The organism is Paenibacillus sp. FSL R7-0340, assembly GCF_038002205.1.
GTDB classification, from domain to species: domain Bacteria; phylum Bacillota; class Bacilli; order Paenibacillales; family Paenibacillaceae; genus Paenibacillus; species Paenibacillus polymyxa_B.
In genome coordinates, this window is the sequence record NZ_JBBOBY010000001.1 from 653,947 (window position 1) to 673,012 (window position 19,066).

A 19,066-nucleotide genomic window follows, 5' to 3' on the forward strand; every position below is an offset into this window, starting at 1 on the left:
ACGGTTCTATCAAAGTGGACGACTTCATATGATTGAAAATATCTGCTGGAGTATATCTGTACTTCCAGCCGGACACTTAGCCCTTTGATGGAGGTTTCAGCCTATGAAAGATTCACAGGTTCGCATCCGTATACCCATTCATCATCCTAAGGAACATCGCCAGGCTTCACTTGCGGAGGAAGGTTCTGGCTCTATAGCTACTTCGTTACAAAAAAATAAGCTTATGCAACAGCAGCCGGACACAAGAGGTACATTGCCGATTGGCGTCAAGCCCAATCGGCGTACAACAGCCGTGCCTTCCGCTGTGAACTCCGTTGATACGGCTTTGCCTATTGCTGGAGCAGCGGTCCATGACACACGCGCTGCAAGCCCGCTGCAGGTGCCGCTACCGCACCTGCGTCCTTCCGCCGGGCGTGCCCCGCGCTGGGGCAACCGCCGCCCATGGCTGCCATTCGCAGCCATGGCAGGGGTGCTGGTGCTTGCCATGGCTGTGCCCGCGCTAATGGCGTGGCCTCGCCAGACGGCGCAGCCGGTGCCACCGAGCAGTCGCATGGCAGCACCGGCTGCACCTAGCGTAACGGCAAAGGGCGGGACGCCCGTCACGCGCCTGCCGGGTGTCCCGCCGATACCGGCGGTGCCCGCTGCTCCAACGCGCAGCGTGCCGGTGGTGGCAGAGCCGGACGTGCGTGTGTACGTCACGTCTACCGGTCGCACGGAGACGTTACCGCTGGAGCAATACATTGTCGGCGTAGTAGCCGCCGAAATGCCGCCCAGCTTCGAGGGCGAGGCACTGAAAGCGCAGGCCATTGCCGCGCGTACCTTCATTGCCCGGCGTTTGCTGGCTGATGACACCAGCGGTGCCCCGGCGGGAGCAGATGTGACGGATACTGTTAAACATCAGGCTTATATCTCTAAAGCTAAACTTACTAGAGAATGGGGGCACTCTGGTAAATCCGCAGAGCTGGCTAAAATTCAGCAGGCCGTACGAGACACCAAGGATACGATCATGGTATATGAAGGCAAGCCCATTACGGCCTCTTTTTTTTCTACTAGCAATGGCTACACCGAAAATTCAGAGGATGTATGGGCGAAGGCAGTGCCCTATTTACGAAGTGTGTCAAGTCCATGGGACAAGCAGTTGGCCCCGCGTTATACAGAAACCGTCACACTGAGTCGTCAGAGTGTGTTCGATAGATTGGGGTTGAGTCGTACTGCGATAGTTGCTTCTACTGGAGGAGGGAGAATGCCAGAGATTCGTATACTCTCTAAGACAGAAGGACATCGCATCAAGAAGATTGAGGTTGGTGGTTCAATCTTTACAGGGCCGGAAATCCGTAACAAACTGGGGCTGCGTTCGGCTGAGTTTACGTGGAAGGCTGAAGGGGATCGGATTGCTATAACAACCTATGGTTATGGTCATGGTGTTGGTATGAGTCAGTGGGGAGCCAATGGAATGGCCAAGGAAGGTCATACTGCCACTCAAATTCTCCTTCACTATTATACTGGCATTTCTTTTGCGCAAGCCTCTCGTATTCTAAGTTAGTAAATATTTCGAAACTTTGAAGTATAAAAGAGTTGCACCCGGTAACACTGGTTACTGAGGTGATGAGCAAATGAATGAACAAAATAAAAACCAGAACCAAAACCATGAAGAAACACCCAAAACCTTTCAGGGTGGAAGAGCTTCACGGCCGTCTTCGTGGAAAAAGCTGTTGTCCAAAAGGTGGGCATACCCGGCAGCCTACATTGCCGCAGCAGCCATTATACTAACCTTAGTGTGGGTCTATCAGGATGCCAGCCAGAAGTCTTTCAAACCTGACCCAGCTAGTCCATCGGTACAAAGCACAAGTGCAGTGAATGCCGATGTTAACGGACAACAGCCAGAAAGCGTGGAAGTAGTTGCCCAGTCGGAAAATATCGCATGGCCAGTAGCAGATGCTGGCGCAGTACAGGTCGTAAAGCCGTTCTTTGATGAGAACGCGACCGCTGATGAGCAGGCGGCAGCTATGGTAGAGTACGATAAAACATTTACCGCTAACACTGGGATTGATCTTTCCCGGGCCGACGATCAGGCGTTTGAAGTGAGAGCCGCCCTGAGTGGCAAAGTATCTCGTGTGGAACAACATCCGCTGGTAGGTAGTGTCGTAGAAATCACGCATGATAATAATCTCAAAACGGTGTATCAAAGCTTGAGTGATCTGAAAGTAAAAGAAGGCGATCAAGTGAAACAAAACGATGTGATTGCTTCAGCGGGTCGTAACGAGCTTGAAAAGGATTTGAAAACACATCTGCATTTTGAAGTGTATCAGGATGACAAGCCGGTGAATCCAGCAGGTCTGCTTCCTAAAAAATAAATTTGGTCATGGCTTTGCATGCAAAGCGGGGAATCCACATTCCCTGCTTTTTTCTTGTGTAGTTTTTGTTCATAAGGTAAACATAAGCTGCTTTTGCCAAATAAATAGGCCTTCGGAAGCATGTCTTCCCGCCAAACCGCGAATATATAGGCACGCTCCTCATATAATGTACCAAACTATCCACAGTAGGGAGGCGGGAGCGTGCACGATTACATCAAGGAACGGACCATCAAAATCGGTCGCTGTATCGTGGAAACAAGGAATACGGTCCGTACGATTGCCAAGGAATTTGGTGTCTCCAAGAGCACGGTGCATAAAGATCTGACCGAACGGCTGCCTGAAATCAACCCGGATCTTGCCGATCAGGTGAAGCACATTCTCGAATACCATAAATCCATCCGCCATCTGCGGGGAGGAGAAGCGACGAAAATTAAGTACAAAAAAACGAGTGGCAAACGAAGGGAGATTCTCGTTTCTGGCAAGTCCTAAAAATATATAGTGAATTGGCTGGCAAAGCCATTGAATCAACCCCCTGAAGTATGATATGTTAAAAGATGGTACAAGACGAAAAATGACATGTAACCGTAGGTTTATACATATATTTGCCGCTTCTTGTCGAATCTTAGCTTTTTAAAATATCACTTTGGGGGCCTTTTTAATATGTTCAGTAATGATATCGGTATCGACCTCGGTACGGCCAACGTGCTTATCCACGTCAAAGGGAAGGGGGTTGTTCTTGACGAACCTTCCGTTGTCGCGATAGAAAGCGATTCAAAAAGAGTTCTGGCTGTCGGAGAGGAAGCGCGCCGTATGGTGGGACGTACTCCTGGTAATATCATAGCCATCCGTCCATTACGTGATGGTGTCATCGCCGATTTTGAAGTAACAGAAGCGATGTTAAAATATTTTATCAATCGGGTAGGGGGAAAAAGCTGGTACAGCCACCCTCGTATTCTAATTTGTGCGCCGACGAACATTACCTCAGTGGAGCAAAAAGCGATTCGTGAAGCGGCGGAGCGTAGCGGGGCCAAGGAAGTATTTTTGGAGGAAGAGCCAAAAGCGGCTGCCATCGGAGCAGGAATGGATATTTTTGAGCCTAGCGGCAACATGGTAGTGGATATTGGTGGCGGAACGACTGACGTTGCAGTCCTCTCTATGGGGGATGTCGTAACAGCTTCTTCCATTAAAATGGCAGGGGACAAATTTGATACAGCCATCATGAAATATGTAAAAACGAAGTACAAGCTTCTGATCGGGGAACGTACGGCTGAGGATATCAAGATTGCTATCGGAACCGTGCATCCGAGCGGACGTCGTGCAGAGATGGACATCCGTGGACGGGATATGGTATCCGGATTGCCCAAAACGTTAAGTATTTCTGCGGATGAAGTGCAGGATGCGCTTAGAGATCCTGTATCGGCGATTGTTGCTGCGGCCAAGTTTGTATTGGAGCAGACCCCACCGGAACTGTCAGCTGATATTATTGACCGTGGTGTTATTTTGACTGGTGGCGGTGCCTTGCTTAGCGGATTGGACGAGCTGCTTGCTGAAGAACTGCGTGTTCCAGTACTGGTTGCCGAAGATCCGATGCATTGTGTTGTTAAAGGTACAGGAATTATGCTGGATAATTTGGATCATGTGGTTAAGAAAAAGTTCTAATCTGCCGATAGTGACTATAAGAGACTCGTGTGCGGTCAGACAGGTTGCCTAGCATTTTGGCTTTCGTGCCTCCGCGCGAGCATGTGATTTTAGCAGAGTATAGGATTGGGGTGCACGATACATGTTGAGAGGTTTATATACTGCGGCCGCCGGATTGATGACACAACAACGACGCCATGACACCGTGACGCAAAATATTGCTAATATGAATACGACGGGATACAAACAGGAGAACAGTGTTCAGCGTTCTTTCCCCGAAATGCTTATTTCCATGACGGGTGGTAACCCTGATAACCCGGACCGTACGGTCGGCAAGCTCAATACTGGCGTTTTTGCTGAGGAAAGCCTCTCCCCTTACATTCAGGGAGCATTAAAGGACAGTGGACAAGCGACGGATTTTGCGATACAGTCCAATATTAATGTGAACGACCCAGCTACTGGTCAACCTATGGCTTTTGATCAGGCAGGGAAATTCATCAATGCTAACGGTGAAGTCACCTACCGTCCAGAAGCATTTTTTACGGTGCGGGACAGTAATGGTAACGTTCGTTATACACGTGATGGACATTTTCAAGTAAATGGAGCGGGAGCATTGCTTTCATCGACTGGCTCAGCGGTGCTGGATACGAATGGAAACCCGATTCAATTGACGGGGGCTGTCTCAGAGCTTAAAGTAAATGAGCGGGGCGAATTGGTAGATAGCCAGTCCAACCAGACATTGGGAACGACGCTCGGTATTAGTGTCATTGATCGTCCGTACCAGCTCGTTCGTGAGGGCAATGGAAATTTTCGCCTGAATGATACTGACGGTGCTACAGCTAGAATGATGACTGCTAACGATGCTGTATCCGTTCGTCAAGGTTATCTGGAGGTATCTAATGTAGATGCTTCACAGTCGATGGTGGATATGATGGCTGCGTTAAGAGCGTATGAGGCGAATCAGAAGGTAATTCAATTTTATGATAAAAGCTTGGACAAGGCCGTTAATGAAGTAGGCCGTGTATAACAGGGGGTAAGTGATGAACAACTCCATGATTGGCGCAATGGTATCTATGGCCAGTGTGCAGCAGCGTTTGGATTTAATTGCCGATAATATTGCTAATATCAATACAGTGGGTTATAAGAGTAAACAGGGTTCCTTTGAAGATGTATTGGCCAATGTGCAGCAACAGCCTTCAACGTATCTCCAAAATGGACGGGCCATGCCGCTCGGCTATAATTTGGGCTACGGAGTTAAAACGGCCGCAATCATGAAAAATATGGAGCAAGGTCCGCTCAAGGAGACGGGACTTCCTACCGATCTGGCGATTCAAGGTAATGCCATGTTTGAAGTTCAGGGAAATGGGCAAAAAGCTTGGACCCGTGACGGTAGCTTTCATTTTGTTCCTGATCCGAATGATAGTGCGACGATGATGTTGACCACTGCTGAAGGTTATTCCGTGCTGGATAACAATGATGTTCCTGTGACTGCTCCAGCGGGTTCCAAGGTGGCTATTAACTCGGATGGCGAATTGCTGATTCGTGCTAATGGAACTGGGGCTCCGACAGTTGGTCAGAGAATCAAGCTAATGGATGTACAGCGTCCAGAAGGACTGGAACAGCGGGATGATAACCTATTCGTGTTGTTGAATGGTGTAACAGAGGCAAATGTATTCGGAGCTGCAGGTGTGGCAGGTGCTGTTCCAGCGGACGTATCTTTGCGTTCCGGTTATCTTGAGGAATCTAATGTGGATTTAGCGGGCGAAATGACGGATATGATGCAAGTTCAGCGGATGTATCAAATGGCGGCACGGGCATTAACTTCTAGTGATACGATGATGAACCTGGCCAACAATCTGAGGGCTTAAGGATTTGGTGATGAAAGAAGAACAATCTGATTCCCGTCCGGTGCCTGAAAAGACGAAGTCCCGCTGGCGTACTGCTCGTTATTTCGTAGTTCCGTTGTTGCTCCTGTTCTCGCTGTTAGGCGGCTTAATTGCAGGATATGTAATTGTAGGTAAGCAAGGGTTGTCAGGTGTATTCGAATGGAAAACCTGGCAGCATGTCATTGATCTTATATTTGCGCCTTAGTTTACTTTAAATGAGTGGGGGCGGGAAAAGGTCGCTCCGCGAATGATTTGATCTTACGATCGCTGTTGCAGCGGGATTTTCTTATTTGATAAATTATTCAGATGTAAAAATCCCGTTGCAAAGGCGAACGCTCGCGCTTCTCCAAATTCAAATCCTTCGCTCCGCTGCTACCCGCCATCAGGGCCACTTTTATTAAAATAACCCCCCGCAATTTGTGTGGGGAGTATAGCATAACAAAACCCTGTGCCAGTGGCGCAGGGTTTTGTTATGCCTTCAGGCAGGAGCCTTCAAACGCAGTGACGGGCAGCTTGCAGCCATTGGACACAATCGCAGAGGCCTTCGGTTGTTTCACTGCCCTTCACGGCAAGCGAGTATTATTGAAGCGAGGCTTTCCTTTTGAGCCAAAAGTAACTCGGCGGAGGGGATGGAATCGTTCTGAAGAAGCGATAGCGTTCGCCTTTAACCTCGGATTTTACCTTTGAATTCTTATACAATGAAAAAATCCGAGGTTAACAGCGATCGGAAGAATGATCCATCCCCGTAGCCCTTTCCCCCCTTGACTCAAATGAAACTTCGCTTCACCCCCATAATAGGAGCACCCAATATGGTACTTCCGCGTAATTTTCTTTTTGTATCTGATAACTGTATAATGATGGGGAAGTTTATAACACTGCGGGGTAAAACCAAGCACGGGCAAAAGGGCTTCTTCGCGCCTCAGGTTGCATAACCGGCGGAAAAAGCCCCTTATCTCAACCTCCACTTCTGCAGTAGGTGAAGGATATCTAACATTGTTGCCGCCAAGAGCTGTTTTTATGCAGCGCAGGCGGGGTAATATTATGCTTGCAGTAACTCATGACTGATACAGAGTCAAACCTGCAAGCGGGAGGAGTTATTAAGGTAAATGGACAAATTGCAATTGGATGTTAATCAAATTCAGGAGATTATCCCACATCGAGCGCCATTTTTATTGGTGGATCGTATTATTGAGCTGGAGGAAGGGAAAAGAGCAGTGGGCATTAAAAATGTAACGATGAATGAGCCTCATTTCATTGGACATTTTCCGGGGTATCCCGTTATGCCCGGTGTGTTGATCACCGAAGCACTGGCTCAAGTTGGGGCTGTCGCATTACTGCATCTAGAGAGCAATCGTGGCAAAATCGGGTTCTTGGCAGGGTTGGATGGTTTCCGTTTCCGTGGACAGGTGGTTCCTGGGGATACGCTGACGCTTGAAGTGGAAATCACTCGTTCCAAAGGCGCATTTGGCAAAGGGAAAGCTACGGCTAAAGTAGGCGATACGGTAGTAGCTGAGGGCGAAATTATGTTTGCTTTATCTGACCCTCCCCAATAAATAAAGCTCTGCCGACATAAGCACGACGTCTGAACTGAGTGCATGTGTACATAGAAATCCTGTTTTGACAACCCAAAAATGGAGAGGGGAAATTCCGTATGACGCAGTTGAGTAGAAAAGCATTAGAAGGCATTGAGAGCTGGCTGCAAGACCCTTATATTGATGAAGAGACCAAACAGGAGTTGCGCGCATTGGAAGGCAACGAGCAGGAACTGGAGGATCGCTTTTACAAAGAGCTGGAATTTGGTACAGGCGGTCTGCGTGGAGTGATCGGGGCAGGAAGTAACCGGATGAACCGTTACGTCATTGGACGTGCGACTCAAGGGCTGGCTCGCTATATTTTAGAACAGCATGCTGGTAAAGAAGGCAAACCTTCGGTTGTCATTGCACATGATTCGCGTCATTTTTCACCGGAATTTGCTCTGGATGCAGCTTTGGTGCTGGCGGGCAATGGTATCGTGGCTAAGTTGTTCCCTTCCTTGCGTCCAACGCCACAGCTTTCGTTTAGTGTACGTCATTTGGGAGCCAGTGGAGGGATCGTTGTGACAGCGAGTCACAATCCTCCTGAGTATAATGGATACAAGGTATACAACGATGAAGGGGGTCAGCTTGTTCCAGATCAGGCTGAACAGGTAATTAGTTATATCCGTGAGGTTCCTTCTTTTGCCGACATTCGCAGTTTGACACGTGAGGAAGCAGAGGCACAGGGATTGTTGGTTTGGCTTGGAGAAGAGGAAGATGAAGCGTTTGTAGATACGGTAGCCAGTGTGAGTGTGAACCGTGAGCTGATTGCAGCCGGACCAGGCAAAAACTTCAAAGTTGTGTTTACACCTCTCCATGGTACTGGAAATGAACCGGTTCGTCGTGTGCTGAAGAAGATCGGTTTTGAACAGGTGCATATAGTGCCTGAGCAAGAGCTGCCAGATGCTGAATTTTCGACTGTCAAGTCGCCAAACCCGGAAGAACGTGATGCGTTTAAACTGGCAATCGCGCTGGGTGAGAAAATTGGTGCGGATCTGTTGATCGGAACAGACCCTGATGCTGACCGCATGGGTGCAGTTGTGAAAAACCGTGATGGCGAATATGTGGTATTGTCCGGCAATCAATCTGGCGCGATCATGGTTTACTACTTATTGAATCAGCTAAAAGAAACAGGCAAGCTTCCGAATAATGGGGCGGTTATCAAAACCATCGTAACCAGCGAAATGGGTGCAGTCATTGCCGAACATTTTGGAGCAACTGTGTTTAACACGCTAACTGGCTTCAAGTATATTGGCGAGAAAATGAACCAGTTTGACGAAACTGGCGAGTACACCTACCTGTTTGGCTATGAAGAGAGCTATGGTTATTTGGCAGGGAATTATGCTCGCGATAAGGATGCTGTCTTGGCGGCTATGCTGATCGCTGAAGCTGCTGCTTATTACAGCACACAAGGTAAGACGCTCTATGATGTTTTACAAGAGCTGTATGAGCAGTTTGGCTACTTCCTTGAGAAGCTGGAGTCTCGTACCCTTAAGGGTAAGGATGGAGTGGCACAAATTCAGGGCAAAATGACCGATTGGCGTAGCAACGCGCCTCAAGAGATTGCAGGCGTGAAGGTAGACAAGGTACTGGACTACTCACAAGGTCTGGACGGACTTCCACAGGAAAATGTACTCAAATTTTTACTGGAGGACGGTTCGTGGTTTTGCCTGCGCCCTTCGGGAACGGAGCCAAAAATCAAAGTATACTTTGCGGTACGCGGTTCCTCGCTGTCAGACGCGGAGCAAAGAATCAGCCACCTGGTCGATGCTGTTATGGCTCGCGTAGACGCTTGAGAAAAATCCCTTTATAATAGAATAGGTTAAGGTAATTGGATAAGATATAGTAATCGGTGACCTCTCACGGCAAAGGGCAGTACGCCGTGGAGGTCATTTCTGTATTGCAGAATAACCTGGAAGAGGCTTTGGGAAAATAGCCTTATTCCGGCAACGGAGGATTTTGCAAAATTCAATGAGTGACCTACCAAAAGGCTGAGTACGGCAAGGTGGGCAGCATTGAATTTTGCAAAATCCCGAATATTAAGGAGGTTCTTTGGTGTATCAGAAATGGCAGTATTGGAATGCGGCTTCTCGAAAATGGTTATGGATTTTGGTGGCTGTCGGCTTGCTGGCTTCCATTCCGGTCATCGCCGATCGTGTGAAGACAGAATCCTCGAGTAAAAAAGTAGAGATTGTATTCGATTATCGGGATTTGACGGAGGCAGCCTCGTATCAGGCTCACCCGCAGGACTATCTGAATGAGCAACTTGACCGCTTACAGCAAGCGGGTGTGAACAGCATGGCTATGTATGAAAGTACGTTGGATGATTTCCGTAAAGCGGGTCGCGTCGTAACCTATACGACTCAGAACGTTGCCGATATGGAAAAACGGCTTTCACCTGCAAATGAGAATTTTACGTATATTGTTTTCGCTGATAAAGAAAATGCCGAGGCATTAAAGCCGTTAATTTTACGTACGTTTACAAGCCTGGACATCAATGTAAAACCTTGGACTTATCAGGGACAGGAAGGGTTAGTTGTGGAAACATCTCCAGAGGATGCGTATCTCAAGCCCATGCAGCCTGACCCGATTGCGATGAAGCAGCTTCGGAGCAAAGGATTTTTTATTGTTCCACGGATGAGCGACAGTCTTCCTTACAACCAGGAGTTGACGGAAGAGATGCTTGCTTCCTTTCAGCAGAATGGTGTAAAACGCATTTTGTTTGAAGGTGATTCAGTCAAAGGCTTCACTGATAACGAGAAAGAGCATAGCTTGGCGGCATTTGCTAAATTGCTGAACAAATACGATATTGGCCTAGCTGCTATCGAAAACTTAAAAAAACCGCAAGCAGGCTTCAATAAGCTCGCTTACGATATCCACTATAACGTTGTGCGTTTATACTCATTGAGCGATAAAGATTCAACGCTCGATGTGGAAACGTTGGCCGATCGTTTTGCATTGGCTACCAAGGATCGTAATATTCGCATGTTGTATCTGAATACCGCGCCTAGCCGTAGTATTGCTGAAGCCAAGGTGAAGGATTCGGTAGATAACCTAATCCACAGCTTGGACAAGCCGGGTAACGCTGTACAACGGATGGAGAAAAAGGGGTTTGAACTTGGACAGGCTGAACCGTTCCAAGTCGTCGATTCGTCCATTCAGCGCTATCTGAAAATGATTGTCGTACTGGGTGCACTGGCATTCTTCTCCATTATGGTGTCCTATTTCGTCCCGGCATTGACTTTGCTGGCATTTTCACTCGGTTTGGTAGGTTCAGCAGGACTTTATGTTTTGAACTCCAGCTTGATGGAGCAAGGTCTAGCCCTACTCGCGGCGATTAGCGGACCTACGGTTGCAATGATTATCGCCGTGCGTACGATTAGAATTAAACGTGAACAGGGGTCCGAACTTTCTGTAGGTCAGCGTTTGATTCAAACGCTTATACTGTACGTACAGACAGCGATTTTGTCGCTGGCTGCAGTGCCTTTTGTTATTGCTCTGTTGAATAGTATTGCTTACAGCCTTGTGCTGAACCAATTTAGAGGTGTAAGCTTGCTTCACATTCTGCCGATCTTCTTAGCAGCGATATATATTTTCTTTTATCGTGGTGTTTCTATACGGGAGGAAATTTCCAAGCTGCTACGTACGCCGATTACTGTATTGTGGGTGATCGCACTGGCTGTTATCGCAGCCGCAGGCTATTACTATTTGACTCGTACCGGAAATGCGGGTACGGTGTCGAACACGGAGCTGGTTTTCCGGAACTTCCTTGAAAATGCGTTTGGTGTACGTCCGCGCAATAAGGAATTTTTGATGGCTCACCCACTGTTTATTGCAGGGGCGTTCCTGGCTTTGAAATATCGCAAAGCAATCTATTTACTGATTATAGCTGCTATTGGCCAAGCCTCTATGGTGGATACCTTTGCTCACATTCACTCTCCAGCGGCACTGTCGCTTAGTCGCGGGCTGTTAGGATTGGGCTTCGGTCTGGTGCTGGGAATCATCGCAATTGTCGTGTGGCAAGTGCTGGAAGGGTGTTGGAAGAAATGGTCACCACAGCTCAAACGATAATCATCTCGGGTTATTACGGCTCTCACAATAGTGGAGATGAGGCCGTGCTTAAGTCGATTTTGACAGCTTTAGAGGAGGAGAGTCGTCAGGCGGGGATTACAATCAAGCCTGTTGTTCTGTCTTCTGACCCCGCTTGGACACAGAAAATGTACGGAGTAGAAGCTGTACCGCGGATGAGTCTGGGGGAAGTTCGTAGAGCGATTAAAAACAGCGATGGGCTAATAAGTGGCGGCGGGAGTTTGCTCCAGGATGCAACAAGCCCTAAAAGCATTCCGTATTATCTGGCAATTCTGAAACTGGCCCAATGGGCTGGAAAGCCGACGTTTGTATATGCTCAGGGCATTGGTCCGGTACAACGGAAGATATTTTATCCTATGATCCGTTCTGTGTTTCAGCGCTGTGAATATGTTTCTGTAAGAGATGAGCAGTCTGCCGCACTGCTGGGTACTATGAAACTGAAGCGCCCGGTTGTCGAAGTTGTTCCTGATCCGGTAATGGGGCTTCCATTGCCCCCGGGTTCCGAGCTGCATAAAGCAGCATTTGAGACTGATATGGATAAACTTCCGATCGTTGGCGTATCTGTACGTTATTGGGATAAGGAACGTCGCGATTTAACGGCTATTGCGGACGGCTTAAAAAGATTAGCTGCTGAGCGCCGTGTACACTTACGCTTTTTACCTTTCCATCTGCCTGATGACGAGCAGGCTTCAAGGATGGTAATGGATTTGTTGGGGGATATTAGGGGGACGGGGAGCCTTGTCAGCATGTGTGATCAAGTCACCGATCCTCAACAGATGCTTTTGGAAGTCAGCCGTTGCAGTTTGATGATCGGGATGCGATTACACAGCTTGATCTATGCAGCATCCCACCAGGTGCCTCCGTTGGGGATATCCTACGATCCTAAAATTGACCATTTCCTCAGCCGTGTCGGTAGCCAGCCTGTAGGCACTACAGAGGCACTGGATGGACAAAAACTGGCTAATGAGTCTATGCGGTTGCTAGATCAGCGAAGTCAATGGATCGAGAGCCAGGGAGCGGCCATTGCTTTGTTAAAAAGTGAGGCTCGCTTACCGGCACAGCATATCGTTAATTACTTGTGTCGCAAAGGATGATGGATACAGTGACAGTTGATAAGGTTACGAATGTGCCTACCGTCCCGATTTTCGGTGTTCCGGTATCAAGGCTTAATATGAAAGATACATTAAATGTATTAGTTCAAGCAGTGGAGTCTCGCCAGCCCCATCAAGTGATCACTGCCAATCCGATTATGGTAATGGCTGCATTGGAAGATCCAGTGTACATGAACGTGATGAAACAGGCAGAGTTGATTGTTCCGGATGGGACTGGCGTGGTCTGGGCTGCAAACTATGTAGGACATCCTGTACCTGAGCGGGTAGCGGGCTTTGACTTGTTACATGAATTACTTGCAGCTGGAGAAAACTATCATTGGAAGGTTTATTTACTGGGATCAACATCTGAGGTGATTCAAGCGACCGCAAAGCGGGTACATGAGCTTTATCCCGCAATTACGGTTTGTGGCAAGCGTGATGGTTTTTTTGGACCTAAAGAGGATGAAGCCGTGATTGCAGCCATTCGTGAAGCAAATCCTGATTTGTTGTTTGTAGCACGTGGAGCGGACACGCAGGAACCCTGGATTGGTAAATATAAGGAACAGCTGGGTGTACCGGTGATGATGGGGGTTGGCGGTAGCTTCGATGTTATATCAGGCAGAACCAAACGCGCACCTAAATTGTTTCAAAAGCTACGGGCTGAATGGTTATATAGACTCCTTAAAGAGCCAAGCCGTTACAAAAGAATGCTTGCGCTGCCGAAATTCGCCGCGAAAGTGATGCGCGAAAAAGAAAACGTCACAAAAGTGTGATAAATAGCTTGAATCTGCCTACAAAACCCGCTAATTTGCCAGAATATGAAGCTTGGTATTTATTTTTGATCAGAGTATAATTCAATGCGGTTACATCTGAAAAGGGATTGCTTTAAAATTGGGGGTCGAATGATCAAATGTTATTGATCTATATTATTGGGTTCATCATGGCACTGGGACTTGCGCTGTTACTGACACCGCTCGTCAAGAAATTCGCTGTGAAGGTTGGAGCCGTCGATGTACCGAATGCCCGAAAAGTACATACCCGAATTATGCCGCGTCTTGGCGGACTGGGGATTTTCTTGGCATTTCTGTTGTCCTTATTGGCGGTGTTACCTTTTGTGCCTGACGGAATGCTGTCCTCTCGGGATATTAACTTTATCGCAGCCTTTCTGATTGGTGGTACGCTGATTACACTGATTGGTGCTCTCGATGATCGTTTTGATCTCAATGCAAAATTGAAATTTTTGGCTCAAATTGCCGTTGCGTGTATGGTCGTGTTTGCTTTTGATATTCGTGTAGATTTTGTAAATGTACCTTTTCAGGATGCATACTCATCTTTGGAAAGCTGGATTTCCATTCCGCTTACGATTTTTTGGATCGTAGGTGTAACGAATGCCATCAATTTGATTGACGGTCTGGATGGACTGGCTGCAGGTGTCTCAGGAATTGCGATTGGAACTATCTTTGTGATGTCGGTATTGATGGGCAATTACATGGTAGCTATGCTTTGTCTTGTGCTGCTGGGCAGCATTATCGGATTTTTATTTTTCAACTTTCATCCTGCGAAAATATTCATGGGTGATACAGGGTCATTATTTTTAGGTTTCTGTCTGGCCATGCTATCCATGCTTGGTTTCAAGCAAATTGCTATCGTATCTTTTATTACGCCATTGATTATTATCGGTGTACCTTTGTCAGATACATTCTTTGCTATCATTCGTCGCAAGTTGCAGAAAAAACCGATTTTCTCTCCGGATAAAGGTCATTTGCATCACTGCTTACGCGAACTAGGTTTCAGTCACAGACAGACGGTGTTGATTATCTACGGTATTGCTGCATTTTTCGGTGTATTGGCCGTGATTCAATCGTCTGCTGCGCTTAATGAAGCGAACTGGGTCACCTTTGTCGTGATTTGTATTATGATGTTCTTCCTACAGATCGGTGCAGAGGTTATTGGTCTTGTTGGCAAGACCAAACGCCCAGTTATTAACACACTGATTCGGTTGCTGGCTAAGCCAGATTCCCAAACACGTTCGAAATTATAATTTTAATTTAAAAGTAAGCCTTCAAGCTTGGCGGTATACCGCGGGTTTGAAGGCTTTTTTGATGTTTGCTGTAAAAAAACTCCCTCCTTTTTTGAGAATTTACTAATTTTTTGTATGTTTACTACCGATAAAAAAAGTATTGAATGATTACGTACCCCAAGGTGCGACAGAATCAAAGGAGGACAATGATTTGAAACGATTGCTATCCATGTTGCTGACGGTTGGTCTCATCATTGGCTTGGTGCCGGCGGCCCTGGTAGGTACGGCTCATGCTGCGACGGGAACTTATTTTATTTTTCCAAGTGAAAAATATGATGTGGATTCGGCTAGAATGGTAAACACTGACCGAGTTACAGTTAACGGTACGATTAACGGAGTGAACGGAAGTACTATATCTTATAGTGTATTCCAACTCTCTAAAAATGGAACAAACCTTAACGTAGTTAATAAGAACGAGAGTCAAAAAGGCGGAATTACGGTCAGTGGCTCTACGCTTAAAGTTACAGACATTAAACTGTTTCCTGGTTTGAACCGGATTACATTTCAAAGTAGCCAAAATTCGGCTGATATGAAGGACTCCATTTACATTGAGTATCAGGATGGACCTAAGCTTTATGATCTATCTGCTACGCTGAATGGTGCAACCGAGCAGTTGCTAGAGAATCAGACAGCGGTGCTGACAGACGCACGCAATAGCGGTACGGATGATGTAAAAGTAGTCATTCAAGGTACGGCTCCTAATGCTGACAGTGTAACGCTCACGTCTGCAAAAAGCAGTAATACGTACACAGTTAACTCTTATACCGCATATAAATTAACAGGTAGTGTGGTACTCAGTCCAGGTAAAAATATAGTGACTATTAAAGTGGGCAACGGAACTCAGGCCCTCACAGTTACACGTGAAATTACGATTTATACGGGTAAACCGGAATTCTCTGATTTGACCTTGAACAAGGATGGGAATGTTTCTGCCGATCTGACCACTTCGCCTGACTTTACTGTATCGTCTACAAGTGGTGTGGTTTTAAAAGGTAACGTTTTGGTACCAGCTGGTGCGACCGATCCAGGAGTGGCCACAATCAATGCACGTTTTACCGATGTGAGTAACAATGGTAGTGCTGTGGGTAGTGCAACTGGGGTTGATGCCACAATTGATACTGCAAATATAGTTACATCAAATGGCTATAAAGTATATCCATTTCAGGTGACTGTACCTTCGGAAGCTGTACTTGATCATTTGACCAGGGCATCCCTGGGCATAACTTATACGGATAGCAGTACACCTCCAGCTCCATCGGCTGTCCAATTTACATTGCGCAGTAGCACTCAGCCGTATATTGATGATGTTAACTATCTTCCTGATTTTAATACTCAATTGTTGAACAGAATTAATGGAAGCGGGTCTGATCAGGCAGCTGCTCTAGATGAAGCTATGAAATTAACAGGTAGCTCTATGAAGAACAAGACTACAGATGCTGCATCTGTACCTGTAGGTATGGAGTTTATCGTTGTTAATGGCGCACCTTCTTCAATTAATGAGCTTTCCGGAGTATCGGTTCATACTGTAGGGTCTCCTCAAGATGTAATTCGTACAATCAATGGTAAGTCAACGCAAGTGAAGAAAATTGTTGCTTATGTAGACACTTTGCCTAAAGAAGGACAAAATGTACTGAATTTTTATCTGAATGGTGACTCGACCAAGTTAATTAAAGCAACGGTGAATCTGTTGCAGGGTCCGTTCATGAAATACGATACGATTTATGATGGGCAACAAATTCCGTTGAATACATCCAGCTCAAACTTGAACACCTATAAATTGACTCAACTGGGCTACTTTAAAGGTAAATTGCTTGATGTGAGCAACGCAGCAGATATTCATTACACTGGAAGTAACCGAAATGTATTCCTGTATGTTAATAATGTATTGGTTGATTTGGATGGTTCAGGAGCGGACTTCAAGCTTGCTGCTTCCTCGGAAACAGCCGCAGCCAATGCCTTGGCGAACGGGAATAATGAAATCAAGTTTGTATACAAGCCAGGTATTGAGTATAGCAATACGGTAAAAGTAAACTTTACACAGACGAATATTCCAGTAATTCCTGTTCCGAATACACAAGGAATCATCCCTTTTACACCAGTTAGCGGCTTGAGCAATACGCCGAAATACAGCGAAATTGCTCCGAAATCAAAAGATGCTAATTTCACCAAAGTGGATGACACTAACTACAATACATCTCTGAAAAATATCAATGTATTTGGTACTTTCAGTATTGCTGATTTGGGTAAAGCAGATCAGGTAAATGGTTCGTTAAGTGATATTGCTAATAAAGATCAATATATTTTGGAGATTAAGGGATCGGATGACAGTGAAGTCAATTGGACACTGAGTAACGAGTTTTTCTCAGCAGAAGATGCTAAGACAACATACAATTCCGGTTCTACTACAGATAAATTTACAAATAAAGATTTAAAAGACCTGCTTGTGTACTACCATCCGGACAAAAAGTATTTCAGCTTTGTGTTGAAAAACCAAACTATTTCGCAAGATGGAACACCAGTAGCTTATAACATTACCTTGTACAATAGCGGCAAGAGCGGACCATTTGCTACTTTCCGACTGCAAGTATCAGGTCAATCCACATCTTTTGATATTTTGCGTCCGCTCCCTGAAAAGAGAATCGTGAATCAAAACTTTGTGCAAGTTGTTGTAAACGCAGGTAATGCAGATAGTGTTACGGTAGGTAAAGAAACAGCAGTTCAAGAGGGATTCGACTCTGATTATGATGGTACCATTGATTATCCATCAACTTACAAAGCCATCGTTACAGGTCTAAAAGCCAACAAAGATAATAAAATTGACGTAGTGGTTACTGTAGGCAAAGAAAAATTGAAACAGACCATTACTGTTAAATATGTGCCTACTAATATTCCTGGTGAGCAGTACATGGAAGCGATGAAAACATCGCACAAAGTGTTCGATGGCAATCTTACACTTGCTTTTGCAAAGGGAACGAGTCTGATTCGTCGGGATTACGATCAACCGCAACAGTTCAAAAACCAGGTTTTCTCTGGTCACACTTTGTACTTTGCGATAGCAAATAGCGAAGATGGTGTGGTCGATCGTCATGAATTTGAAACCGAAAAAGCATTGTCGGATATGCAGAGCTTGATTGCAGATGGAAGTAGATACTTTAACAGAGAATTCCCAAATCGTTTTACCAAGTCAAGTCCAGTATTCTGGATTGACCCAGGTACAGCAGATGACATTAAAACAGATGATTACGATCCGGTAACTTATGGTGCCGATCCTTATCAATTGGCTAACAAGTCGCAAAATGACAGTAGCAAGATTAAAAACTTCTACTGGCGTGATCCTTCTAATGAATTAGTACCATCCAAGCGTGCAACATTAACTTTGACGTATGATAACAGTATCGCTCAGGATGCAGGGAAACAAATGACGGTGTTCTATTTTGATTCTGATCTTAAAGATTGGCAGAACATTGGTGGTGTGGTGGATCCGAAAAAACATACCATTAAGGTACCGTTTGATCGTTTCGGTTACTATGTAGTTGCTAAAGTTGGAGAAACGTATAGTGATGTCATTAAGCATAAATACGCCAGAGATTACATCGAAGCCATCTTGGCTAAAGGTGTTATGAACCCAATGGATCCGATTAATAGCTTTGGACCAGACAGCTACATTAAAAGAGGCGAATTTACGTCTATGATCGTCAAAGGTCTGCAAATTCCGCTTAATTTCAGCGGAGCGAAGCATTTCGACGACGTGTCTATTCCAAATACGATATCAGCAGATGCGCTCTATGATTATCGTTATATTGAAACAGCTGCACGCGCCGGTATTGTCAAAGGTTCGCAACCAAGAATCTTTATGCCGGAAGATGTAATCACACGCCAAGATGCAGCAGTCATTATTGCCAAGGCATTGAATTTGAAGCTGGAAACAGATCATGACAAGATCATGAAGAACCTGTCTAAGACCTTTAAAGATGCGGACAAGATTGATTACTATGCGCAAGCATCTATATTGGCTATTGCCAAAAAAGGCTTTATCACAGGGTCACCTGTGGATGCAAGCGATCTGAAAAAGGGATATATGTTTAATCCTACTTCCTTGACCTTGCGCGGAGATGCAGCGATTATTGTAGCTAAAGTTATGGCTGATAAAAAGCTGCTTCCTAAAATCTAATCAACAAAACACCTGAAATTATTAAACATCCCTCCATGCGAAATGGTAATTCCCTTTCATATACATGAGAGGGATGTTTTTTATAAATCAGCTATTTGACTGGGATTAAGGGCCTATGCCATAATATCAATGAGGTAAAAATTGTGGATTAGCCTTACAATGGTTTTGGTTTTGGATTTGGCT

14 protein-coding genes are annotated in these 19,066 nt (G+C 45.9%); all 14 read left to right on the forward strand.

What is annotated here, in order from left to right; translation table 11 throughout:
• Positions 1 to 103 precede the first annotated feature (103 nt).
• A complete protein-coding gene (gene spoIID / locus MKX59_RS02960) occupies positions 104 to 1,543 on the forward strand; it encodes a stage II sporulation protein D (RefSeq protein ID WP_075154857.1) in 1,440 nt (479 codons plus the stop codon).
• 70 nt (positions 1,544 to 1,613) lie between these two features.
• Positions 1,614 to 2,354: a M23 family metallopeptidase gene (locus MKX59_RS02965; RefSeq protein WP_075154856.1), complete on the forward strand. Its 741-nt coding sequence runs from the start codon at positions 1,614 to 1,616 to the stop codon at positions 2,352 to 2,354.
• A 201-nt stretch (positions 2,355 to 2,555) separates the two neighbouring features.
• Positions 2,556 to 2,843 (forward strand): sporulation transcriptional regulator SpoIIID, encoded by a 288-nt coding sequence (gene spoIIID / locus MKX59_RS02970; protein WP_007432737.1) that lies wholly within the window; start codon positions 2,556 to 2,558, stop codon positions 2,841 to 2,843.
• Between the two features lie 171 nt (positions 2,844 to 3,014).
• A complete protein-coding gene (locus MKX59_RS02975) occupies positions 3,015 to 4,013 on the forward strand; it encodes a rod shape-determining protein (protein ID WP_013312317.1) in 999 nt (332 codons plus the stop codon).
• A 121-nt stretch (positions 4,014 to 4,134) separates the two neighbouring features.
• Entirely contained in the window at positions 4,135 to 5,019 is an 885-nt protein-coding gene (locus MKX59_RS02980; protein ID WP_023990702.1) for a flagellar hook-basal body protein, read from the forward strand.
• A 13-nt stretch (positions 5,020 to 5,032) separates the two neighbouring features.
• Positions 5,033 to 5,860, forward strand: a complete 828-nt coding sequence (locus tag MKX59_RS02985) for a flagellar hook-basal body protein (RefSeq protein WP_028542172.1) — start codon at positions 5,033 to 5,035, stop codon at positions 5,858 to 5,860.
• Between the two features lie 10 nt (positions 5,861 to 5,870).
• Positions 5,871 to 6,083, forward strand: a complete 213-nt coding sequence (locus MKX59_RS02990; protein WP_028542171.1) for a DNA-directed RNA polymerase subunit beta — start codon at positions 5,871 to 5,873, stop codon at positions 6,081 to 6,083.
• A gap of 901 nt (positions 6,084 to 6,984) precedes the next feature.
• Complete coding sequence (gene fabZ / locus MKX59_RS02995) at positions 6,985 to 7,431, forward strand: 3-hydroxyacyl-ACP dehydratase FabZ (RefSeq protein ID WP_013312312.1); 447 nt, start codon at positions 6,985 to 6,987, stop codon at positions 7,429 to 7,431.
• A gap of 98 nt (positions 7,432 to 7,529) precedes the next feature.
• The gene (locus tag MKX59_RS03000; RefSeq protein WP_068938920.1) at positions 7,530 to 9,248 is read left to right on the forward strand and encodes a phospho-sugar mutase; all 1,719 of its coding nucleotides are present in this window, start codon (positions 7,530 to 7,532) and stop codon (positions 9,246 to 9,248) included.
• 259 nt (positions 9,249 to 9,507) lie between these two features.
• Positions 9,508 to 11,523, forward strand: coding sequence for a DUF5693 family protein (locus MKX59_RS03005; protein WP_068938917.1), 2,016 nt, complete (start codon positions 9,508 to 9,510; stop codon positions 11,521 to 11,523).
• The gene (gene csaB, locus MKX59_RS03010) at positions 11,499 to 12,635 is read left to right on the forward strand and encodes a polysaccharide pyruvyl transferase CsaB (protein WP_075154855.1); all 1,137 of its coding nucleotides are present in this window, start codon (positions 11,499 to 11,501) and stop codon (positions 12,633 to 12,635) included. The genes MKX59_RS03005 and csaB overlap by 25 nt, the downstream gene beginning before the upstream one ends.
• Positions 12,636 to 12,643: 8 nt before the next feature.
• Complete coding sequence (locus MKX59_RS03015; RefSeq protein WP_025724242.1) at positions 12,644 to 13,405, forward strand: WecB/TagA/CpsF family glycosyltransferase; 762 nt, start codon at positions 12,644 to 12,646, stop codon at positions 13,403 to 13,405.
• Positions 13,406 to 13,542: 137 nt separating this feature from the next.
• Positions 13,543 to 14,673 carry a glycosyltransferase family 4 protein gene (locus MKX59_RS03020; RefSeq protein WP_013312307.1) on the forward strand — a complete coding sequence of 377 codons (1,131 nt, stop codon included), beginning with the start codon at positions 13,543 to 13,545 and terminating at the stop codon, positions 14,671 to 14,673.
• Positions 14,674 to 14,863: 190 nt separating this feature from the next.
• Positions 14,864 to 18,883 (forward strand): S-layer homology domain-containing protein, encoded by a 4,020-nt coding sequence (locus tag MKX59_RS03025; protein ID WP_075154854.1) that lies wholly within the window; start codon positions 14,864 to 14,866, stop codon positions 18,881 to 18,883.
• Positions 18,884 to 19,066: the final 183 nt, after the last annotated feature.